This window comes from Bacillus mojavensis (assembly GCF_012648005.1).
GTDB lineage: Bacteria > Bacillota > Bacilli > Bacillales > Bacillaceae > Bacillus > Bacillus mojavensis.
Genome location: NZ_CP051464.1, coordinates 2411042 through 2432709 on the forward strand (window position 1 = coordinate 2411042; position 21668 = coordinate 2432709).

General features: G+C 43.9%; 22 protein-coding genes. 2 read left to right on the forward strand and 20 right to left on the reverse strand.

What is annotated here, in order from left to right; genetic code table 11:
• Positions 1–50: 50 nt before the first annotated feature.
• The 8 genes from HC660_RS12615 to rpsU all read right to left on the reverse strand — a co-directional run bounded on the left by HC660_RS12615 (position 51) and on the right by rpsU (position 6108).
• Positions 51–1010, reverse strand: coding sequence for a PhoH family protein (locus tag HC660_RS12615; protein ID WP_010334984.1), 960 nt, complete (start codon positions 1008–1010; stop codon positions 51–53).
• Complete coding sequence (gene yqfD / locus HC660_RS12620) at positions 1007–2203, reverse strand: sporulation protein YqfD (protein ID WP_168748265.1); 1197 nt, start codon at positions 2201–2203, stop codon at positions 1007–1009. The genes HC660_RS12615 and yqfD overlap by 4 nt, the downstream gene beginning before the upstream one ends.
• 18 nt (positions 2204–2221) lie before the next feature.
• On the reverse strand, positions 2222–2503 hold the full coding sequence (gene yqfC / locus HC660_RS12625) for a sporulation protein YqfC (RefSeq protein ID WP_010334985.1): 282 nt from the start codon (positions 2501–2503) through the stop codon (positions 2222–2224).
• Positions 2504–2558: 55 nt separating this feature from the next.
• Positions 2559–2984 (reverse strand): YqfB family membrane protein, encoded by a 426-nt coding sequence (locus tag HC660_RS12630; protein ID WP_168748266.1) that lies wholly within the window; start codon positions 2982–2984, stop codon positions 2559–2561.
• 27 nt (positions 2985–3011) lie between these two features.
• Positions 3012–4007 carry a flotillin-like protein FloA gene (gene floA / locus HC660_RS12635; protein WP_010334987.1) on the reverse strand — a complete coding sequence of 332 codons (996 nt, stop codon included), beginning with the start codon at positions 4005–4007 and terminating at the stop codon, positions 3012–3014.
• Between the two features lie 21 nt (positions 4008–4028).
• On the reverse strand, positions 4029–5342 hold the full coding sequence (locus HC660_RS12640) for an NfeD family protein (protein ID WP_168748267.1): 1314 nt from the start codon (positions 5340–5342) through the stop codon (positions 4029–4031).
• Positions 5343–5473: 131 nt separating this feature from the next.
• Positions 5474–5920 (reverse strand): GatB/YqeY domain-containing protein, encoded by a 447-nt coding sequence (locus HC660_RS12645; protein ID WP_010334989.1) that lies wholly within the window; start codon positions 5918–5920, stop codon positions 5474–5476.
• Positions 5921–5934: 14 nt separating this feature from the next.
• Entirely contained in the window at positions 5935–6108 is a 174-nt protein-coding gene (gene rpsU / locus HC660_RS12650; RefSeq protein WP_003152957.1) for a 30S ribosomal protein S21, read from the reverse strand.
• A gap of 172 nt (positions 6109–6280) precedes the next feature.
• Between rpsU and HC660_RS12655 the strand changes: the two genes are divergently transcribed.
• Positions 6281–7207 carry a Na/Pi symporter gene (locus HC660_RS12655; protein WP_168748268.1) on the forward strand — a complete coding sequence of 309 codons (927 nt, stop codon included), beginning with the start codon at positions 6281–6283 and terminating at the stop codon, positions 7205–7207.
• Positions 7208–7249: 42 nt separating this feature from the next.
• On the opposite strand, the gene mtaB is transcribed toward HC660_RS12655, so the two are convergent.
• The 12 genes from mtaB to gpr form a co-directional block, all read right to left on the reverse strand.
• Complete coding sequence (mtaB, locus tag HC660_RS12660) at positions 7250–8605, reverse strand: tRNA (N(6)-L-threonylcarbamoyladenosine(37)-C(2))-methylthiotransferase MtaB (protein WP_168748269.1); 1356 nt, start codon at positions 8603–8605, stop codon at positions 7250–7252.
• The gene (locus HC660_RS12665; RefSeq protein WP_010334992.1) at positions 8605–9375 is read right to left on the reverse strand and encodes a 16S rRNA (uracil(1498)-N(3))-methyltransferase; all 771 of its coding nucleotides are present in this window, start codon (positions 9373–9375) and stop codon (positions 8605–8607) included. The genes mtaB and HC660_RS12665 overlap by 1 nt, the downstream gene beginning before the upstream one ends.
• A gap of 22 nt (positions 9376–9397) precedes the next feature.
• Entirely contained in the window at positions 9398–10333 is a 936-nt protein-coding gene (gene prmA / locus HC660_RS12670) for a 50S ribosomal protein L11 methyltransferase (protein WP_168748270.1), read from the reverse strand.
• Positions 10334–10357: 24 nt separating this feature from the next.
• A complete protein-coding gene (gene dnaJ / locus HC660_RS12675; protein WP_010334994.1) occupies positions 10358–11485 on the reverse strand; it encodes a molecular chaperone DnaJ in 1128 nt (375 codons plus the stop codon).
• A 197-nt stretch (positions 11486–11682) separates the two neighbouring features.
• Positions 11683–13518: a molecular chaperone DnaK gene (gene dnaK / locus HC660_RS12680; protein ID WP_010334995.1), complete on the reverse strand. Its 1836-nt coding sequence runs from the start codon at positions 13516–13518 to the stop codon at positions 11683–11685.
• Between the two features lie 23 nt (positions 13519–13541).
• Positions 13542–14105: a nucleotide exchange factor GrpE gene (gene grpE, locus HC660_RS12685; protein ID WP_010334996.1), complete on the reverse strand. Its 564-nt coding sequence runs from the start codon at positions 14103–14105 to the stop codon at positions 13542–13544.
• A 72-nt stretch (positions 14106–14177) separates the two neighbouring features.
• Entirely contained in the window at positions 14178–15209 is a 1032-nt protein-coding gene (gene hrcA, locus HC660_RS12690) for a heat-inducible transcriptional repressor HrcA (RefSeq protein WP_010334997.1), read from the reverse strand.
• 80 nt (positions 15210–15289) lie between these two features.
• Positions 15290–16429 (reverse strand): radical SAM family heme chaperone HemW, encoded by a 1140-nt coding sequence (gene hemW, locus HC660_RS12695; RefSeq protein ID WP_168748271.1) that lies wholly within the window; start codon positions 16427–16429, stop codon positions 15290–15292.
• A gap of 55 nt (positions 16430–16484) precedes the next feature.
• Positions 16485–18320 (reverse strand): translation elongation factor 4, encoded by a 1836-nt coding sequence (gene lepA, locus HC660_RS12700; RefSeq protein ID WP_010334999.1) that lies wholly within the window; start codon positions 18318–18320, stop codon positions 16485–16487.
• Between the two features lie 133 nt (positions 18321–18453).
• Positions 18454–18792: a YqxA family protein gene (locus HC660_RS12705; RefSeq protein WP_168748272.1), complete on the reverse strand. Its 339-nt coding sequence runs from the start codon at positions 18790–18792 to the stop codon at positions 18454–18456.
• Between the two features lie 16 nt (positions 18793–18808).
• A complete protein-coding gene (gene spoIIP, locus HC660_RS12710) occupies positions 18809–20014 on the reverse strand; it encodes a spore autolysin SpoIIP (RefSeq protein ID WP_168748273.1) in 1206 nt (401 codons plus the stop codon).
• 62 nt (positions 20015–20076) lie between these two features.
• Entirely contained in the window at positions 20077–21183 is a 1107-nt protein-coding gene (gpr, locus tag HC660_RS12715) for a GPR endopeptidase (RefSeq protein ID WP_168748274.1), read from the reverse strand.
• Between the two features lie 204 nt (positions 21184–21387).
• On the opposite strand from gpr, the gene rpsT reads away from it, so the two are divergent.
• Positions 21388–21654, forward strand: coding sequence for a 30S ribosomal protein S20 (rpsT, locus tag HC660_RS12720; RefSeq protein ID WP_010335003.1), 267 nt, complete (start codon positions 21388–21390; stop codon positions 21652–21654).
• The last annotated feature ends 14 nt before the right edge of the window (positions 21655–21668 follow it).

Genomic DNA, 21668 nt, shown 5'->3' on the forward strand with positions numbered 1-21668 from the left:
AAGCTGATAAGCAAAAATGACCCGATAACGCGCGATCGGGTCATTCAGGATTAATTTTGCTTATCGTATGCTTCAATAATTTTCGCAACAAGCGGATGTCTGACCACGTCTGTCTGGTCCAGTTCAATCACAGAAATGCCGTCGATTTCTTTCAGCATCTCTCTCGCTACTGCAAGTCCCGATTTGACGCCTTTCGGCAGATCAATTTGGCTAACGTCACCTGTAATGATCATTTTAGAGCCAAAACCCAGTCTCGTCAAAAACATTTTCATTTGGGCAGGCGTAGTGTTCTGTGCTTCATCAAGTATAACATAGGCATCATCAAGCGTCCGGCCTCTCATATAAGCGAGCGGAGCGATTTCAATAACTCCTCTTTCCAGCAGACGTTCTGTATGATCTGTTCCAAGCACATCATGAAGAGCGTCATACAGCGGGCGCAAATAAGGATCTACTTTCTCTTTCAGGTCACCTGGTAAAAAACCGAGGCTTTCACCGGCTTCTACGGCAGGTCTTGTTAAAATGATTTTTTTAATATGTCCGTTTTTCAATGCGTGGACTGCTTTTACGACAGCAAGATACGTTTTTCCGGTTCCAGCCGGGCCAATACCGAATACAAGATCATTTCGTTTCATGGCTGCTACGTATTCCCGCTGTCCCATGGTTTTCACACGGATCGATTTGCCTTTTGCGTTTTTTGTAATTTCTTCTTCATACATGCTTTCAAAATATTCAAGCTCATTCTTTTTTGCCATCTTGATGGCGTAAATCACATCACGTTCAGAGATCTCTATCCCCTTGCGAATTAATGCGAGAAGTGATCCCAGCAGCCTGTCGGCAATCTGAAACGATTCTTCACCGCCTGAAATATAAATCGTTTCGCCTCGCGTAATGATATTTACATCCAGATCTTTCTCCATCAGTGCCAAAAAAGAATCTTGATTCCCGAACAGTGAAAGCGCCTCGTCCGGGCTTTTCAATTTTTGATTAATCGCAAGTAAATGTTCTGTCATTCTTCAGTCTCCCTGACAATAGGTGTGGTTTGAACGATATCTTCTATAACTTGGTAGAGAATAATCAACTTTACTTTACCATTCTCGACTGTCTGGTGCAAAACTTTTTCACTTTTCACCTCGCCGTCCTCGCCTATTTTATTCTCTACATCCTGTTTACCCATTTTGATTCCTTCTTGAACTGCTTCTTCTTCCGTATATTTTCGCAAAGCCTCTTCACTTTCTCTCGTTTGCTCTTTGATATAAGAAACAGGGAGCTCCAAACCGAGAAAATGAAGCGAATGCTTCTCTTGTTCTGTTTTTGGATGTTTTAATTCCTCTTTTTTAAACGTCATTCCCCAGATCGGGAAAGCCCATGAGCCAAAAGAAAGCTTGTGCTTTGTCCTTACTTTGCCCGTATAGACGTTAAATAATGTTTCAAGTGGCACTGTTACTTCAGATCTGTACCAGGTCTCACCGTAAATTTCAGCTTTAGAGGCGACTTCCTGCTGCTCATCTTCGCTTCCGATTAAGCCGGAGACAAGCATTTGTCCCTTTTCCACATGATCATGAATTGCGGCCATGGGCTGTCCTTTCTGCACAAACATTCTTGTAATGGTTGCTTTCTTTTTGGCGACAATGTGGCGCGGACTGGCATACTTTTCTTTTTCCGGCTCATTTTTCTCCACAACTTTCATACGGATGGTCGTGCCTTTCAAATCGACTCCGACCCAAGTGATATTGTCTATTCCGTTGGTTAACGATTTTTGTATTTTTTCGGGAGACTGCATTAAAAACTGCAATCGCCCTTTTTGGACGCCTATTCCCTTCAGATGCTGCATCATTTGGTGCTCCGTTTCAGGCTTTGCGCCAGTCACTTCAATTTTCCACACCATATTGGAGAGCAAAAATAAAAGGATAAAAAAAAGCGCAAAACCAATGGTAAATCCTAAATTCAGCTTGGATTTCAGCAATAAGAACGGGAATCCTTTTCGATTGATAAAACGGGCTTTACAGTCAAATTCTCTCCTAACACGCCGAAAGGCATGTACATCCTGAAGCTGTATATATAACAAGACGGCTTCTTTCTTTTTTTTCAGATGAAAGATCGGAATCCCTCTTCTTGTGCATTCATTAAGGAGCCGTTCAATGCCTCGTCCCGTCACTTCAAGCTGGACCTTACCCTCAAAAAAAGACAGCCATTTATTTTTCACAACATTTCCCCCTCGGCTTTATGACTCAACATATCGAACGACATCAATCGTACCCTCCAAAAGTATTTCTTCCGGAAGAATCGCTTTGATCACAAAGTTTTCTCCTGATATGATGCACTGGCCCTGCTTCAGCATCAGCCTCACTTCATTCTCACTGAACAGCAGAAGGCCTCTGTGGTTTTCTATGTAGATATGAAGTCTGCCGACCATTGTTATCCGCGGCAGATCCATCATAACGTCCGGGGGAATTTCCAATGCTCTTGTCAGCCAAGCTTTTAAACGATTCTTTCTATGCCCCATACAAAAAGAACCCCCTTTCATCTCATATGTATGATTTGAAAGAGGGTTCTAACACTTAATTTTTGCGGGCTGCACGCATTGTGTGATGAGGTTTTTTTGCCCTTGGCGGACCGAATACTTCGCCTAAGACAATGCCTTGCACCACAGTGTCTTTATTGACCTGTAGCAGTTTTTGCTTGGTGTACACCGCTTTATTTTTGGCGGCAGTAAGATCCCGCTCAAGCCCTTTCAGGTTTCTTTCTGTTTCCTTTCGTCTTTCTTCAGCTTCTTGTCTCATCTGTTCCAAGCGGTTTGGAATAGGAGCAGGCGTTTCTTTAGCTGATTGTTTATTTTGAACAGAAGCAGGTTTCATGGTCTGCGGCTTTTTTCTTTTTTGATTTTGATTGTTTTTTTCTTCTTCTTTTTTCACTTTGCCGAAAATTGTGGAAATAATTCCGATAATCACTGCAATAACAAGCGGATTCGTCAGTATATCTTCCATCAATATTCTCCCTTCTGCATAGAGAGATTATGATTTGCGGTCTTCATCCGATTGGTCTTTCGTTAATTTACCGAATGAATCACGCATATCTGTGTCTGCATCAATGTTTTTAATATTCATGTAGTCCATGACGCCGATATTTCCTTCGCGAAGCGCTTCGGCCATCGCAAGCGGCACTTCCGCTTCGGCTTCAACCACTTTAGCTCGCATTTCTTCTACACGTGCGCGCATTTCCTGTTCTTGAGCAACAGCCATTGCACGACGTTCTTCGGCTTTGGCCTGAGCAATATTTTTATCGGCCTCTGCCTGATCCGTCTGCAAGATCGCCCCGATGTTTTTACCAATGTCAACATCAGCAATATCAATCGAAAGAATTTCAAAGGCTGTGCCTGAATCCAGGCCTTTACCGAGAACTGTTTGAGAAATCATATCAGGGTTCTCCAGCACTTTTTTGTGGTTTTCGGATGAACCGATTGTAGAGACGATCCCTTCGCCTACACGGGCTACAATCGTTTCCTCACCAGCACCCCCGACGAGGCGGTCAATATTGGCTCTTACTGTAATTCTCGCTTTCGCCTTCACTTCAATTCCGTCCATGGCAACACCCGCAATAAATGGTGTTTCAATGACCTTCGGATTAACGCTCATTTGCACGGCTTCCAATACATCACGGCCGGCAAGGTCGATGGCAGCACAGCGTTCAAATGTAAGCTCAATATTGGCGCGCTGAGCTGCAATAAGTGCGTTAACGACTCTATCTACATTCCCTCCGGCAAGATAGTGGCTTTCAAGCTGGTTTGTTCCAACGTCGAGTCCCGCTTTATGCGCTTTAATTAACGGATTAACTACCCGGTTCGGTATGACGCGGCGAAGCCTCATCCCTACTAAAGTGAAAATGCTGATTTTAACTCCGGCTGCTAAAGCTGAAATCCAGAGCATAACTGGTACAAATGTAAAAAATACAGCTAAAACAATGATCCCTACTACAACAATAGCCAGTATCATTAATGTTGATGGGTCCATGCTACTTCTCCTCGTTTCTGTTTAAATTTCTCTCACGACAATGCGCGAGCCTTCCACTTTGATTACTTTTACTTTTTTATCTTTCGCTGTAAATGATCCTTCTGATACCACATCAAGACGTTCGTCATCAATAATGACGGTTCCCGCGGGACGCAACGGCGTAAAGGTCACGCCCTCCTTGCCGATTAAGTCCGTGCGCGTTTGATTTGATACATAACCGCTCTCTGTATTTGTAGAATCATTTAATATAAGTTTCTTAAAGAATTTCATACGCTTTCCCAACACCCTTGTCAGTAAAATGAAAGCTGTAATGGAAACAGCTGAGGCGATCAAGAGAGAAACCGCCATGACTGTGAAGCTTCCCGCGGCCAAAAATAAGCTCGCAACAATTGCTCCCAAGCCAAGTAAACCAATAATTCCTCCGGGGAGGAATATCTCCATCAGGATCAGAATCACCCCTGCTATAAAGAGGAGAACCGTTTCATATCCGGCAAGACCCGCTGCAAGATGTCCGTAAAAAAACAGGATCAAAGCAATAAATCCGGCTGTTCCAGGCAGACCGACACCTGGAGAAAAAAGCTCAACAGTAAGGCCTAAGAAGGCAATTGTCAATAAAATAGGAACAACAATCGGACTGGTCAGCCACCTCACTGCCTTCTCTGCAAAGCTTTCCTCGGTATAGCTGATATGTGCATTTTCGTATCCAAGCTTCTTCACAAGCGCGGAAAGATTGTTAACGGTTCCTTCCGAATAGCCTACGTCAACAGCTTTTTCTGCATTCAGCGTAAGCAGATCTCCCTTCGGCGCGCCCGCTTCTTTTGCATCTACATCAGGGTCTGCCATGGCACGCGCATATTTTGGATCACGGTTGTTTTTTGCTGCGGCATCTTCCAGCTCCGCAAGCCAAAATGATTCAGCTTTTTTGTCAGCAGCATTACCTTTACCGTCAATGATCGCCGCGGCTCCCATTTTTCCTCCTGGTGCCATATAAATGGCGTCAGCCTGTAACGCGATATATGCACCAGCAGACAATGCCCGTTTGTTTACATAAGCAGTTATCGGGATATCCGTTTCGTTGATCGTGTCCGCTATATCAATAGCTGATTTCACCAGTCCTCCCGGCGTGTTAATATCAAGAATAATATGGTTTGCATGCGCAGCCTCTGCATCTTGTAGCGAACGCGACAAAAAGGAGGCGAGACCCTGTTCGACATTTTTTTCAACGGGAATGACGTAGACGGTTTGTTTTTCTGCTTTTGTGTGCAGCTGAACTCCTAATAATGATAGTAGAAATATGCTCAAAAGAGCCGCTCGGAATCCTTTTGTTTGAAGCAAGGGCGATGTATCCCTCCTTCCTCGTATAGTAAGTGCCTTCTCTTCATACGTAACAAATGTATCAAAGGTTTCATTTTTTTATGTATAAAAAAAAGACATCTCTCTTAGAAAGATGTCCTTTTCTTCGCCATTTAAGACAGTTGACTGCTAACAAGTTTATTAATTAAACTTCCGTCAGCTTTACCTTTTACTTTAGGCATAATTGCCCCCATCACTTTGCCCATGTCCGCTTTTGAGCTCGCACCGACCTCAGCGATGGTTTCATTTACGATTGTACGCAGCTCTTCTTCTGATAGCTGCTGTGGTAAATAAACTTCTAAAATGTCCAGCTCTTTTTGAACTTTATCTACTAAATCTAAACGATTAGCGTTTGAAAATTCCTGGAGGGAGTCTTTACGTTGCTTAAGTTCACGAGAAAGGACAGTGAGTTCCTCATCCTCGGTCAAACTGTCTTTCTTAAGCTTAATTGCTTCATTTTGAAGTGAAGCCTTAACCATTCGAACGACAGTCAGTTTGTCTTTCTCACGGCTTTTCATATATAGCTTCATATCTTGGTTAAGTCGCTCAAGAAGACTCATAAATCCACCCTCTTTTAGAATTTGCGTTTTCTAGCAGCTTCAGACTTTTTCTTGCGCTTTACGCTAGGTTTTTCATAAAATTCACGCTTTCTTGCTTCTTGCAAAGTACCTGTCTTTGATACACTGCGTTTGAAGCGACGAAGAGCATCTTCAAGCGATTCGTTTTTTCTAACGACCGTTTTTGACATTCTCTTTCCCTCCCTCCGAATACACCAATCGACTACCTTTAAGTTACACATATAAACATGTACTTTGACATTATAATATAAGCCTTCAGTCAGGTCAACTAAGTGCGTTCACTTTTCCGTCATGAGCGGGACTGCCTGTCTATATAATGATAGAAAGGGGTTGGTGAATAAAATGTTGCTTCTGATTAGTTTTACTGCTCTTATCTTATTCTTTCTCGCAGGGATGAACATGCTTCGGAAAGGTTTAATTTCGCTGACGTATTCAAAAATTGAAGAGCAGCTGCTGATTTTTACGGATCATCCGTTAAAGGCATTTCTTATCAGTATTGTTTTTACAGGATTTCTCCAAAGCAGCTCCGCCTTTATGGTAATTGTCATCGGATTTGTGAGTGCGGGCGCCCTTTCTTTCAAACGGACAATACCGATGATTCTTGGAACAAATATCGGGTCTACATTTACAACCGAATTTCTTGCAATCAAAATGGATGTGTTGATTTGGATTCTTTTGATTGTCGGTTTGCTGTTTTTTCTGACTGGCAGGTATCCGTTCAAACAGCTGGGGACAAGCTTCCTCGGACTGGGGATTATCTTTTTTTGCATCACAGGCTTCAGCCGCCTTGCAGAACCGCTTACTCAGCTGAAAACAGGAGCAGGCATTCTTCATCATGTGAACGACTCAAACTGGTCTGCTTTGTTTATCGGCATGGTGTTAACTGCTATCATCCACTCAAGTTCTGTCTGCATCGGCATTTTGATGAGCTTTATGAATGAAGGCGTTATCGGACTGACACAGGCAATGAGCGTTGTGCTTGGGTCAAACATCGGGACATGCATTACAGCTGTCATGGCTGCTGTATCCGGCGGATATGCGGCAAAACAGACAGCGTGCGCCCATGTTTTGTTTAACATAATCGGCGTAGCAATTGTATTCCCGTTTTTGGCGGCAGCGACCGGCTTTGTTGAACAGCTCTCGGCTGACCCTGCCCAAAGAATCGCCCATTTCAGTCTGCTATTTAATATTGTATCAGCTCTCTTATTTTTGCCGCTTACCAACTTGTTTTACAGCCTTATCAAATGGCTTATCCCAGTTAAAAACTGAACATAAAAAACCGGCACATTTAAATGCACCGGTTTTTTCAGGTTAAGAAGACATACGCATTTGTTCTGTTATGTCATCCTCAACAACACGGACAAACTGTCCTTCGTTGTATGGATAGCCTGCTTTTAGTATTTTTACTTTCACGATTTTGCCGATCATGTCTTCCGTGCCCTTGAAAACAACTTTCATGTAGTTGTCTGTGTAGCCGACATACATGTTTTCTTCATCTGATTCTTTAAATGCTTCCTCAGGGATAATTTCAAGGACTTCATTTTCATAATCAGAGGCATATTCCTTCGCAAGCTGGTCAGAAAGTGCAATCAAGCGGTGTACACGTTCATTTTTGACGTTTTCATCCACCTGGTCTTCCATCCGCGCAGCTGGCGTTCCCGTACGTTTGCTGTAAGGAAACACATGAAGTTCAGAGAATCTGTTTTCTTTAATAAAGTTATAGGTTTCCATAAACTCTTCTTCTGTTTCGCCAGGGAAGCCAACAATGACATCGGAGGTTACGGCTAAGCCCGGAAGTGCTTTCTTCAGTTTATTTAAACGGTCAGCGAAAAATTCCATCGTATATTTGCGTCTCATCCGTTTAAGCACTGTGTTTGACCCGGATTGAATCGGAATGTGCAAATGGCGCACAATCTTATCTGAACGGTCTAAAACTTCAATCACTTCGTCTGTGATCTGGCTTGCCTCGATGGACGAAATTCTGATCCGTTTCACGCCTTGAACACGGGCGTCAAGTTCTCTCAAAAGCTTGGCAAAGTTGTAATCTTTCATATCTTCACCGTAGCCGCCTGTATGAATACCAGTAAGTACGATTTCTTTATAACCCGCATCAACAAGCTGCTGTGCTTGTTTAATGACTTCCTCCGGGTCACGTGAACGGAGAAGTCCGCGCGCCCACGGAATGATACAGAACGTGCAGAAGTTATTGCAGCCTTCCTGTATTTTTAATGACGCTCTTGTCCGGTCTGTGAAAGCAGGTACATCAAGCTCTTCATATACTCTAGCTTTCATAATGTTGCTGACGCCATTGATCGGCTGACGCTCTTCACGATATTGATCGATGTAGCCGAGCATTTTTTCACGATCCTGAGTTCCGACTACAATGTCAACGCCCGGGATTGCCATAATCTCCGCTGGCGAGGTTTGCGCATAACAGCCTGTGACGCAGATGACGCCGTCAGGATTTTGACGAATGGCGCGTCTGATCACTTGGCGGCTTTTTTTATCTCCCGTATTTGTTACTGTACATGTATTAATGACATATACGTCAGCTGTTTGTTCAAAGTCTCTTCTTTTATAGCCCGCATCTTTGAAAAGCTGCCAGATTGCTTCTGTTTCATAATGATTGACTTTGCAGCCAAGCGTATGGAACGCAACAGTTGCCATTATTGATCACCTCTTAATAACTCTGTATGATAAGAAATCGCGCTCAGCGCGTATAGCGGAGCGGTTTCTGTTCTTAAAATTCTCGGTCCGAGGCCGCACGGAACAGCGTTTTTCGCCGTGAGCCGCTCAACCTCCGCTTCTGTTAAACCGCCTTCGGGACCGAATACGATCAAAAGGGATGATCCTTTCGGAAGGCTGCTTACAACTGCGCTGAACGAGCTTGTTTCTCCTTGCTTCGATGACTCTTCGTATGCAACGACACATTTATCGAAATTCTGCACCTTGTCAAGAAGCTGCTGAAAGGAATGGATATCCAGCACTTGCGGCACTTCGTTTCGGTACGATTGCTCCGCCGCTTCCTTCGCAATTTTTGTCCATCTTTCCCGCTTTTTCTTCGCTTTCTTGTCATCCAGCTTGACAACAGAACGTGCGGCTTGCAGAGGAATAAAGGCATGAGCTCCCAGCTCAGTCCCCTTTTGGATAATCCATTCCAGTTTATCCCCTTTCGGGAGGCCGCTTGCAATATAAACCTTTATCGGAAGCTCTCTGTTTTCATTCGTCCATTCTATCATAAGACAGGACACTTTTTCTTTGGAAACAGATTGAAGTTCACATTTTGCTTCGAAGCCGTCCTGAGAGCAGCAGATAATTTGGTCTCCCTCGTTCATTCTCATGACATTGACAATATGATGAACATCTTCTCCGGTAATTGAAATAGCCGGCGCTTCCTCCATTTGCTGCTTCGTGAGCTCGATAAAATATCGTTGCATACGCTGTGACACCTACTAACTGTTATTTTTTCGCAATAATGCTGACCCAATCTTCCATTGAGAGGATTTCCACAATGGTAAAACCAGCCTGTTCCAATGCTTCTTTTACCTCTTGCTTTTTTTGGCCGATAATTCCTGAAGTAATAAAGTGCCCGCCGTCTTTCAGCAGATGATATGCCTGTGAAGTAAAACGAAGGATAACTTCAGCCAAAATGTTGGCAACGATCACATCATGTTCTCCTGAAATCCCGTCTAACAAATTATTTTGTTTGACTTGAGCTATATCGCTAACCTTGTTTAACTTCAAATTGAGACGTGCGCTTTCTACAGCAACTGGATCAAGATCATAGGCATGAACCGATTCAGCCTCAAGCATTGCAGCCGCAATACTTAAAATTCCGGAGCCTGTGCCTACATCAATCACCTTATCACCCTTTTGCACAAAGCGTTCAAGCGCCTGAATACAAAGTACGGTTGTCGGGTGTGTGCCTGTTCCGAAGGCCATTCCCGGGTCCATTTCAATAATCAGCTCATCCGTGTGTACCGGCGTATATTCCTCCCACGTTGGTACAATCGTAAACTTTTCAGAAATTTTCACAGGATGGTAATACTTTTTCCAGGCAGTCGCCCATTCCTCTTCGTTCACTTCGGAAATGGTGATATGGTTTCTGCCCAAATCAATATCATAAAGAAGCAGATTATTAATTGTTTCTTTAATGCCATCTACCGTTTCTCCAAGAAAGCTGTTGACCGGCAGATACGCTTTGACAATGACACCCTCGTTCGGATAATCATTGGGGTCGAGCTGGTAGATTTCCCCGTATACATTCTCACGTTCTTTAATTAAATCAAGCGGGTCCTCTATCACAACCCCACTCGCACCAGCTTCATGCAAAATATTTGAGATAGGTTCGACCGCTTCATGTGTTGTGTGAATGCTTAATTCGGACCATTTCAAAACTACCAACTCCTCATCCAATAATTAATCGCCTTTAAACGCGCGTTTTACCTTATCAAAGAAACTCATTTCCTGTTCATCAGGCAGGTTTCCGCTGACTTCGGCAAATTCACGGATAATATCTTTTTGTTTATCTGTCAAGTTTGTCGGCGTGACAACGCGGACGACGATATGCTGGTCACCCTGTCCATAGCCTCTGACATTTTGAACGCCTTTGCCTCTTAATCTGAACTTTGTTCCTGTTTGTGTACCGGCAGGAATTTTCAATTTCACTTTCCCGTGAAGCGTCGGAACTTCCACTTCATCTCCAAGAGCGGCTTGAGCAAACGTTAACGGCATTTCACAGTAAATATCATCTCCGTCGCGCTCAAAGAATTCGTGGGCGCGCACGTGGAATACGACAAATAAATCCCCTGCAGGGCCGCCGTTTACGCCTGGTTCACCCTGTCCTGAGAGACGCAGCTGCTGCCCGTCATCTACACCGGCAGGAATTGTGACGTTGATTTTTTTGCGTTTTTTGATTTTTCCTTTGCCGCCGCAATCCGCACATTTGTTTTTAATGATTTTACCCGTACCTTCGCAGTGGTGGCACACTCGTCTGTTGACAACTTTTCCAAACGGCGTGTTTTGCTCCACATTTAGCTGGCCGGAGCCTCCGCAGTGCGAGCACGTTTCCGGTTTTGTACCAGGTTTTGCCCCTGAGCCTTTACATGTATCGCACGTTTCCTCACGCGGAATTTCGATGGTCGTTTCTTTTCCGAAAACGGCGTCCTCAAATGACAGAGTCATCGTATATTGCAAATCCGCCCCTTGACGCGGTGCATTTGGATCTCTTCGTCTAGTGCCGCCGCCGAAAATACTTGAGAAAATATCATCGAAGCCAAAACCGCCGAAGTCGCCGCCGCCAAAACCGCCGCCGCCGAAGCCTTGGTTAGGATCAGTATGGCCAAATTGGTCGTAATGAGACCGTTTTTGATCATCAGACAGCGTTTCGTATGCTTCTTTGACTTCTTTAAACTTTTCATCTGATCCGGCTTCTTTGTTAATGTCAGGATGATATTTTTTCGACAGCTTTCGATAAGCCTTTTTTATTTCATCCTTTGAAGCGCTCTTACTTACACCCAGCACTTCATAGTAATCACGCTTACTCATCTACTTCACTCTCCCGAATTTCTCACATAAATTAGATTGTATCATTTTGAATTATGATTTTTCAATTCCTTTTATCCCGGGCAAGAAAAAAAGTCAAAGCCAAGAGATGCCTGACTTTGACTTTCTAACCATTGAATCAGATTATGAAATGTGTTCTTTTTGTCAGTCCCAGAAGCGGGACTGACTCTAAAAAGAACTTATTTTTTGTTTTGATCGTCGTTTACTTCTTCGTATTCAGCGTCGACAACGTTGTCATCCGCTTTGCCTTCAGCGTTTTCTCCGCCTTGAGCTTGCTGTGCCTTAGCAGCTTCTTCATAAAGCTTCATAGAAAGCTCTTGAACGATTGTTTGAAGCTCATCTTTTTTCGCTTTGATCTCTTCAAATTCGTTTTTCTCAATTGCTGCTTTTAAAGCGTCTTTGGCATCGTTGGCTTTTTTCACTTGTTCTTCGTCCACTTTGCCTTCTAGATCTTTTAATGTTTTCTCAGTTTGGAAAACAAGCTGATCTGCTTCGTTGCGGACTTCGATTTCTTCTTTTTTCTTCGCATCAGCGTCAGCATTTTCTTCCGCCTCTTTTACCATGCGTTCGATCTCATCATCAGAAAGACCTGAAGAAGATTTGATTGTGATATTTTGTTCTTTTCCTGTGCCTAAGTCTTTTGCTCTTACGTTTACGATACCGTTTTTGTCAATATCGAAGGAAACTTCGATTTGAGGCACGCCGCGCGGTGCTGGCGGGATATCAGTAAGCTGGAAGCGGCCGAGTGTTTTGTTGTCGGCAGACATTGGGCGCTCACCTTGAAGAACATGGATATCAACAGCTGTTTGGTTATCAGCAGCAGTTGAGAACACTTGTGATTTGCTTGTCGGAATTGTTGTGTTGCGGTCGATCAGTTTTGTGAATACGCCGCCCATTGTTTCAATACCGAGAGAAAGCGGTGTAACGTCAAGAAGAACTACGTCTTTTACATCACCAGTGATAACGCCGCCCTGAATTGCAGCACCAAGCGCTACAACTTCATCCGGGTTTACGCCTTTATGTGCTTCTTTTCCAGTTTCTTTTTTGATTGCTTCTTGTACGGCAGGGATACGAGTTGATCCGCCGACAAGGATGACTTTGTCGATTTCGCTTGCAGAAAGTCCTGCATCTTGAAGCGCTTGACGGACAGGGCCCATTGTACGCTCTACTAAATGAGAAGAAAGCTCTTCGAATTTAGCGCGAGTTAATGTCAGTTCAAGGTGAAGCGGTCCTGCTTCTCCAGCTGTGATAAACGGTAAAGAAATTTGCGTAGAAGATACGCCGGAAAGATCTTTTTTCGCTTTTTCAGCTGCGTCTTTCAAACGCTGTAGCGCCATTTTATCTTTAGAGAGATCAATGCCGTTTTCTTTTTTGAATTCAGATACAAGGTGATCGATGATGACTTGGTCAAAATCGTCCCCGCCTAGACGATTGTCGCCGGCAGTTGAACGAACTTCAAACACACCGTCGCCCAGCTCAAGGATGGAAACGTCGAATGTACCGCCGCCAAGGTCGTATACTAGGATTGTTTGATCTTCATCTGTTTTATCAAGTCCGTATGCAAGCGCTGCTGCAGTCGGCTCGTTGATGATACGTTCTACTTCAAGACCTGCGATTTTACCAGCGTCTTTTGTCGCTTGACGCTCAGCATCGTTAAAGTATGCAGGAACTGTGATAACTGCTTTTGATACTGTTTCGCCAAGATAGCTTTCAGCGTATGATTTAAGGTGTTGAAGGATGATAGCAGACACTTCTTGAGGAGTGTAATCTTTTCCTTCAATTTCAACTTTATAATCTGTACCCATATGGCGTTTAACAGACATAATTGTGTTAGGGTTTGTAATAGATTGGCGTTTAGCCACTTCCCCTACTTGGCGTTCGCCATTTTTGAACGCAACAACAGATGGAGTTGTGCGGTTCCCTTCAGCGTTAGCAATGACTTTAGGCTCGCCGCCTTCAAGCACTGCCACACATGAGTTTGTTGTACCTAAGTCGATTCCGATAACTTTACTCACTTGAATAACCTCCTGCTATGTAATTATTGATTCACTTTTACCATGGAAGGGCGAATGACGCGATCCTTCAGCTTGTAGCCTTTTTGCATTTCCTCAACGACAATGTTGGAGCCGTAGTTTTCATCCTCAGCCTGCATAACGGCTTGGTGAAGGTTCGGATCAAATTCCTGTCCTACAGCTTCGATTGCTTCTACACCTTCTTTTTTCAAGGCTTCAACGAGCTGGCGGTGGACCATTTCCATTCCTTGGAGCAAACTTTTCGTCTGTTCATTGTCGGCTTCAACATGAAGCGCTCTTTCAAAGCTGTCAAGAGCCGGCAGCAATTCAGTAACGATGTTTTGAGAACGGTATTTCTGGGACGCTTCCATTTCTAAACGGCTGCGTCGTTTATAGTTTTCAAAGTCTGCTTGAACACGCAAAAGTTTGTTTTCCTTTTCCTCAAGCAAACCTTGCAATTCGTTAATTTGATTTTGAAGAAGTTCGCTTTCGTTTGTTTCTTCCTGCTGTTCTTCAGCGGCAGCTTGTTCTTCGATTACTTCTTGTTCTTCTGTTTCGTTTTGTTCCGCGGTTTGTTTTTCTTCTGACATTGTGTTCACCTCCCTCAAAAGTGTAAGGAGAAGGGCGGGTGATGCCCTTCGATAAAATTTGCCAATTTTCCCTTATTCATCATACAAACTTGTTAATGCTTTTGACAAGTCTGAAGTCACATGCTGAAGCAGACTGACGACCCTTGAATAATTCATGCGGGTTGGTCCAATGATCGCAATTGAGCCTATTTGCTTCTTATCTACTGAATATGAGGCAGTAATCAGGCTGCAGTTTTCCATCTCTTCATAGTCGTTTTCTTTTCCGATCTTAATCGAAATGCCCGTATCTGAAGATTGGACAAGCTTCAACACGTCCTGCTCCTTTTCAATCAGAGAAAGCAACGACCGCACTCTCCCGATATCATGGAACTCCGGCTGGTTCAGCATATTGATTTTCCCGCCGAAAAACAATTTTTCAACGTGACTTGTCGAATGAAATGTTGAACGCAGCGCTTCAAGTATGTTGTCGTAGTTCTTAATGTGCTGCCTTAAGTACATGACAACTTCTTTAAAAATGCGTTCATTCAGTTCATCCATCGGAACACCGGTTAAACGGTCGTTCAGTATATTTACCAGCTTTTCAATATCAGACAGATCCATTTTGGTTGGAAAATTAATCGTTTTGTTTTCCACATGCCCCGTATTGGTAACGAGAATGGCTACCGCTTTATCGGGCTGAATCGGTATGATTTGAATCTGTTTAAGATAATTCTCGCTCAGGGTCGGCCCGAGCACGATAGACGTATAATTCGTAAGATCGGACAAGATTTGTGCTGATTTTTGAACTGTCTTTTCCAGCTCGAATATTTTTTCTTTGAAGATCGAGTGGATTTGGTCTAGGTCGGTTTTTGTCAGTTTGACGGGTGACAGCAAATGATCAACATAGTACCGGTACCCTTTTTCCGACGGAACACGTCCTGAGGAAGAGTGGGTTTTCTCAATGAAGCCCAGTTCTTCCAAGTCAGCCATCTCGTTTCTTATTGTTGCAGAGCTAAATGTGATTTCATCTTTTTTCGAAAGAGTTCTTGATCCGACGGGCTGCGCCGATTTAATAAAATCGTTGATTATGACCTGAAGGATCAGCAGCTGACGATTGGTTAACATCATCATCACCTCTGTTAGCACTCTCAACAAGCGAGTGCTAAATCTATAACAAAAGTATCAAACCACAAGAAAAATGTCAATTATAACTCACCCAAAAAAGCGCCAAAAACTTCATTACCCAATAATTTTCCCTGATGAGTCAAACAAACGGCAGACTCCGTATTGATAATCAGTCCCTTTTCAGAAAGCTCTTTTAAAATGCCGGGAAAAAGTTTATCAAGAGAACGGCCGTATTTCTCCGCAAAACGTTTTTTGCTGACTCCGGATGTTTTTCTTAACCCTAAAAACATCTCTTCTTCAATTTGTTCTTCCATCGTCACTTCATGTGTATCCCGATAAGGAAAACCTTTTTCAGCTATCAGATCAATGTAATGTTTAACAGGTCCGACGTTTACTGTTCGAATTCCGCCGATATACCCGTGGGCTCCTGCTCCGAAGCCGAAATATTCCTCGTTGCTCCAGTACGTCAGGTTGTGCTTAGATTCCATGCCTTGTTTCGCAAAATTGCTGATTTCATATTGGTGTATACCGGCCTTTTCCATCCGGCTCATCACCGTTTCGTACATTTCGGCTTCCTGTTCCTGCGCCGGCAGATGAAGCCGCCCTTTTTGCATCAAATTATAAAATACCGTTTTCGGTTCTACAATGAGAGAGTAAACGGAATAATGCTCTGCGTTCAGGGATAAAGCAGTTTTTAAAGAGTGGTCAAGGTGTTTAAGCGTTTGTCCAGGAAGACCGAACATCAAATCGAGACTGATATTTTCAAAACCAATTTCCCTTGCACGTTCAAAAGAGGCAAATACGTCTTTTTGTTTATGCACCCGTCCGATTTTTTCTAGAAGGTCGTCTTCAAATGTTTGCACACCGAAGCTTAAACGATTAACGCCCGCTTCCTTGAGTATTTTCAGTTTTTCTGCCGATAGGTCGTCCGGGTTCGCTTCAACAGCGAACTCTATTAAGGCGCCTGAAGGCTTCAGCACACGGCTGACCATGTCCATTAATTTTTCGAGCTGGTCTTCAGAGAGGGATGTCGGCGTGCCTCCTCCGATAAAAATCGTATGCAGATCAGGCTGCCCCGTTTTTTCTATCGTATTTATCATTTCCTTCTCGAGTGCGTTTAAATACTCGCCGACAGGCTGGCTTTGAATAAAATATTTATTGAAATCGCAGTAGTGGCAAATATGCTCACAAAATGGAATATGGATATAAGCTGATTTCAATGTATTCACCTTCTTTAAAGAAAGAAGCCGCAGTACAGGACTGCGGCGGCTTCTATTATTTTTTCGGATTGTCGTCCATTTTCAGGACCGCCATAAATGCTTCTTGCGGCACTTCAACTGAGCCGACCTGCTTCATTCGGCGTTTTCCTTCTTTTTGTTTTTCAAGAAGCTTCCGTTTCCGCGAGATGTCTCCGCCGTAACATTTAGCCAATACGTTTTTACGCATCGCTTTAATGGTAGAGCGGGCCACGATTTTCTGGCCGATCGCCGCTTGAATCGGTACTTCAAAGTGCTGGCGCGGAATGAGCTCTTTCAGTTTTTCTACAATTACTTTTCCGCGTTCGTACGCGTAATCGCGATGCACGATAAATGAAAGGGCGTCGATTTTTTCTCCGTTCAGCATAATGTCCATCTTGACAAGTTTAGACGGTTTGTAGCCGATCAGTTCGTAATCAAAGGAAGCGTAGCCTTTTGTGCTTGATTTCAGCTGATCAAAAAACTCATAGACGATTTCCGCTAACGGCATGTCATAGACAATGCTGACGCGATTTGCATCTAAATATTGCATGTCGATAAAATTGCCGCGTTTCCCTTGACAAAGCTCCATCACCGCACCGACATAATCGTTCGGCACCATCATAGTCGCTTTAACATACGGCTCCTCGATCCTTTCGATCTTTTGTGGGTCAGGCATGTTGGACGGGTTGTCGACAACAACCTTTTCCCCGTCTGTCATATACACATCATATATAACACTCGGCGCTGTAGTGATCAGGTCAATTTTAAACTCCCGCTCAATCCGCTCCTGAATGATTTCCATGTGAAGCATACCTAAAAATCCGCAGCGGAAACCGAATCCGAGCGCTTGGGATGTCTCTGCTTCATATTGAAGCGATGAGTCATTCAGCTCAAGCTTTTCAAGAGCTTCCCTTAAATCGTTGTATTTGGCCGTATCGATCGGATATAAACCGCAGTACACCATCGGGTTCAGCTTGCGATATCCAGGCAATGCTTCGGCAGCTTGATTGGCCGCGCTTGTGATCGTGTCACCGACGCGTGTGTCACCGACATTTTTGATCGCAGCAGTTAAAAAGCCTACATCGCCGACCGTCAGTTCATCTGTCGGAGTTGCTTTCGGCGTGAACACACCGACTTCTGTCACTTCAAACTCTTTGCCGGTTGCCATCATTTTGATTTTTTGCCCCGGCTTTACCGTTCCTTCAACGACTCTGATATAAGCCACGACACCGCGGTAAGCGTCATAAAGCGAGTCAAAAATCAGCGCTTTAAGCGGCGCCTCTGGATCTCCGGTCGGAGCAGGCACCTTTTCCACGATCTGCTCTAAAATCTCCTCAATCCCGATCCCGGCTTTTGCTGAAGCGAGCACGGCTTCCGATGCGTCAAGGCCGATGACGTCCTCCACCTCTTGGCGAACACGTTCCGGCTCTGCGCTTGGCAGATCAATTTTATTAATGACTGGAAGAATTTCAAGGTCATTATCAAGCGCCAGGTAAACGTTCGCAAGCGTCTGCGCTTCAATTCCTTGCGCCGCGTCCACGACAAGTATCGCTCCTTCGCAGGCAGCAAGGCTTCGGGATACTTCATATGTGAAATCGACGTGTCCCGGTGTGTCAATCAGGTGGAAAATATATTCCTCTCCGTCTTTTGCTTTGTATTTAAGCTGAACAGAGTTTAATTTAATGGTAATGCCCCGTTCGCGTTCAAGATCCATAGAATCAAGCAATTGTTCTTTCATTTCTCGTTGAGTGATTGCCGACGTTTTTTCTAAAATACGATCCGCTAAGGTCGATTTTCCGTGGTCAATATGGGCGATGATGGAGAAATTCCGAATTCTCGACTGCCTCTCTAAACGCTTTTCTTTATCTGTCACAATCTATCACTCCTACTATTAAACGCAAAATACACTAGCTTAGATTATATCAATAGGATTGTAAAGATTCAATGTAAAACAAGAAAGAGAAAAGTTCCCTCTCATACTGGGGCTGCTTTTCTCTTTCAAGCACTTATTTTCTCATATCCCGTATCCATTCATACATCGATTGAGCTGTGTTGGTCACTGTGTCAGATAGCGTTTTTCCTGCTTTAGAGAAAAGGTTAAACGTTTCCACCTGTTCAAGCTCTTTTTGTTTCTCTTCTATATCTTTCGAGGTTACTGTTTCCCCTAAAACGGTCGCTTCTTTCTCATTATTTTCTCCGTCTGTGAGCGTAAACGCGCCTTTCAGTGAAGGATCATGATAGCCTTTCATGCTCAGCATGCCGTTATTTGCCTGCTGCATGCCGAACAGGACGCCTATAAACATCATCGTCACAAGAAGCAAGCATTTGCCAAGATATGCAATCAACTCGACCACCTATTTCTTATTGTTTTTTCGTCTCGCCGCTTTCGGCGTTAACTTTTTCAGCATCCCAGTACATTTCGCTGAATACGTCAGCAGTTGCGTTAGCCGCCCGCTGTAGCTCTTCGAGATTGTTATCCACTCCGCCGAATTCAAGCAAAAGCGCTCTGTCGTTTAAGTCTTGGTTGTAAACGCCGTTATCTCCTGGTGAGCCTTTAGAAAAGACCCCTGTGCTGAGTCCCGGGTATTTTTTCTCCATCAGCTTGTGAAGCTCGCTTGCAATTTTGTAGTTTTCTTCGAAATTCTTGCTTTTTTTGCCGACCACAAATGCGACCCGGGCATAGCTTTTCCCTTTAATGGTTGCCGTCGTATTTTTCTTGCGCCTGGAGTCTCTATGGATGTCAATGATGTATTGCAGATTTTTGTTTGAAGCAAGGGCTTCTTGTACGACCGGCCTTGATTCATCGTAGGATCTGGCATAATTCAACCCTTTTTTGCTCAGTTTTGCCTGTATATCCGTTTTATTAACTGTGGCTCCGATACCTTGAGATTCAAGCGCTTTCCCGAACATGTCTCCCACGAGGGTGACGTTTGCTTTAGAATGACGCGCCATATCGGGATCGGTCTCACCTTTTAATAGCGGGAGATAAGATTCCGTATTATGCGTGTGATAGATAAAGACAACCTTCTTGTCGCCGGTTGTTTGTTTTGGCGGGTCTTTTTGCGTATTGTCTGTTTGCGTCTGCTGTTTTTCAATCTCCGCCAAATTCGCTTCTCTTTCTTCCTGCATCACCTTTGAAGGCGGCGGGGATTCCGACGGCATGTTTGTATAATCGGTGCCTTGTCCCGCTAAAAGAATTTCTGTGTCAAATTGCGCAAACCCAGGCAGCTCGCGTCCAAGAAAACTTCGCGGATCCTCGAGATTAATACTTGTCGCCAGCTTTAAAGAAAGACGTGATAGATGAAATGAGCTGTCGGTTTGAGAAAGGTCCGAAGCGAAATAATGGTTTTCCATCCGCAGCAAGTGTGCAAATACGTCACCCGGCAGTTCGTCGGCAATCCCGTAAAAAGAGTCAGACGATGGCCTGAGTTCCGGCCGGAGAGACGTCAGCACACCGGATAAAACAAAAATCACTAATAGGCTTGCGATAAATAGAAAGATCCCCTTTATCGCTTTCCCGCCATTCACCGCAACAACAATTTGTCTGTTTCTGCGTTTATTTCTCATTGAATCCCTCCAGCGCTTGTCTAGTAATTACTCTATGAACAAGCTAGAGGAAGTAGAACCGTTTAGTGATTATAGGAGCCTTTGTTTTCCTGAGACACCTTTTCATGAAGCGCTGTATTTAATCCGTTTGCCAGCACATTTGCCATATCGTCAATAAATGAATCGACTTCCTTCGGCGTGACCATCAAATTATGGCCCAGAGGTGCCAACACCTCATGAATGAGCTGCCGCTTTTCGTTGTCTTCAAGAGTCCCCACTATGCCGAGAAACGATTGACGCTGTTTTGGGTCGGGAAGGTCCTCTTCAGTAAGCACTTTCTTTTTCCCAAACGTCATCCCCGCCGGAACAAGCGATCTCGACGGACTGTTATCTCTCATTTCTCTGCCAAAATGCTTTAATATGTAATCAACCGTGTCGCTGGCAATTGTTACCGCGTCAACGACCGTCGGTACACCAATTGCAATGACAGGTACGCCTAGGGTGTCCTTGCTCAAGTCTTTACGTTTATTTCCGACGCCTGATCCCGGGTGTATTCCTGTATCTGATATTTGAATGGTTGTGTTGACCCTTTCTACCGCCCGCGCCGCAAGTGCATCAATGGCAATCACGAAATCGGGTTTCGACTGCTCGATGACCCCTTTAATAATATCGCTTGTTTCGATGCCTGTAATTCCCATGACACCAGGAGCAAATGCGCTGACAGGCCTGTAGCCCTCCTGCACATTTTCAGGCTGGAGTTTAAATAAATGTCTTGTCACTAATAGATTTTCTACAGCCATCGGACCGAGCGCATCAGGTGTCACGTTCCAGTTGCCGAGGCCGACAATTAAACAGCTCGCATCCTTTGAGATCTTAAGGCTTTCCAGAAAGGCTGAGAATTCTTCCGCAAATACAGCAGAAACTTTCTCTTGCATTTCCGAATCATTTTCTCTGATCCCCTGGGCCTCAATCGTTAAATAACGTCCTTCTCTTTTTCCGGAAAGCTCTGCGCCTTCCTTCGTGATATCAACAGTGCGGATTTTTATTCCGCCATGATCGCGTTCTTTTTCAATAAAACCTTTTATCTCTTTTGCAGGCACAGCCTGACGATTAGCCATGGCTTCCTTCGTTTCAACCGCTAAATCCGTACGTATCAAATACTGATTTACATCCAGCTCACTCTTTTTCATACAGGGCCTCCTTCGAATATTCACTATCCATATTGTTTCCATTTATAAAATGAATCATGCTTAAAAGCATTCCTTCAATGAAAAATACTTTACATTTATATTGCAATCTAAAGGTGTGTTTGATAGAATACAATTTGTTCTATTGTGAAGAAGATTTAACCTTAAGACACTGTGCTACAGGTTGTATCTTAGGAGGTGAAACACATGCCAAACATTAAATCAGCGATTAAACGTACAAAAACTAATAACGAACGCCGCGCTCATAACGCGACAATCAAATCTGCTATGCGTACTGCAATCAAACAAGTTGAAGCTTCTGTTGCAAACAACGAAGCTGACAAAGCGAAAACTGCTCTTACTGAAGCAGCTAAACGTATTGATAAAGCAGTGAAAACAGGTCTTGTACACAAAAATGCCGCAGCTCGATACAAATCAAGACTAGCGAAAAAAGTGAACGGACTTTCTGCATAAAACAAAAACGATCC

Coding starts and splice junctions, on each gene's coding strand:
- HC660_RS12615 (WP_010334984.1), bottom strand. CDS start 1,010: ATGACAGAACATTTACTTGCGATTAATCAAAAATTGAAAAGCCCGGAC.
- yqfC (WP_010334985.1), bottom strand. CDS start 2,503: ATGGGGCATAGAAAGAATCGTTTAAAAGCTTGGCTGACAAGAGCATTG.
- HC660_RS12630 (WP_168748266.1), bottom strand. CDS start 2,984: ATGGAAGATATACTGACGAATCCGCTTGTTATTGCAGTGATTATCGGA.
- floA (WP_010334987.1), bottom strand. CDS start 4,007: ATGGACCCATCAACATTAATGATACTGGCTATTGTTGTAGTAGGGATC.
- HC660_RS12645 (WP_010334989.1), bottom strand. CDS start 5,920: ATGAGTCTTCTTGAGCGACTTAACCAAGATATGAAGCTATATATGAAA.
- rpsU (WP_003152957.1), bottom strand. CDS start 6,108: ATGTCAAAAACGGTCGTTAGAAAAAACGAATCGCTTGAAGATGCTCTT.
- HC660_RS12655 (WP_168748268.1), top strand. CDS start 6,281: ATGTTGCTTCTGATTAGTTTTACTGCTCTTATCTTATTCTTTCTCGCA.
- mtaB (WP_168748269.1), bottom strand. CDS start 8,605: ATGGCAACTGTTGCGTTCCATACGCTTGGCTGCAAAGTCAATCATTAT.
- HC660_RS12665 (WP_010334992.1), bottom strand. CDS start 9,375: ATGCAACGATATTTTATCGAGCTCACGAAGCAGCAAATGGAGGAAGCG.
- dnaJ (WP_010334994.1), bottom strand. CDS start 11,485: ATGAGTAAGCGTGATTACTATGAAGTGCTGGGTGTAAGTAAGAGCGCT.
- grpE (WP_010334996.1), bottom strand. CDS start 14,105: ATGTCAGAAGAAAAACAAACCGCGGAACAAAACGAAACAGAAGAACAA.
- hrcA (WP_010334997.1), bottom strand. CDS start 15,209: ATGTTAACCAATCGTCAGCTGCTGATCCTTCAGGTCATAATCAACGAT.
- spoIIP (WP_168748273.1), bottom strand. CDS start 20,014: ATGAGAAATAAACGCAGAAACAGACAAATTGTTGTTGCGGTGAATGGC.
- gpr (WP_168748274.1), bottom strand. CDS start 21,183: ATGAAAAAGAGTGAGCTGGATGTAAATCAGTATTTGATACGTACGGAT.
- rpsT (WP_010335003.1), top strand. CDS start 21,388: ATGCCAAACATTAAATCAGCGATTAAACGTACAAAAACTAATAACGAA.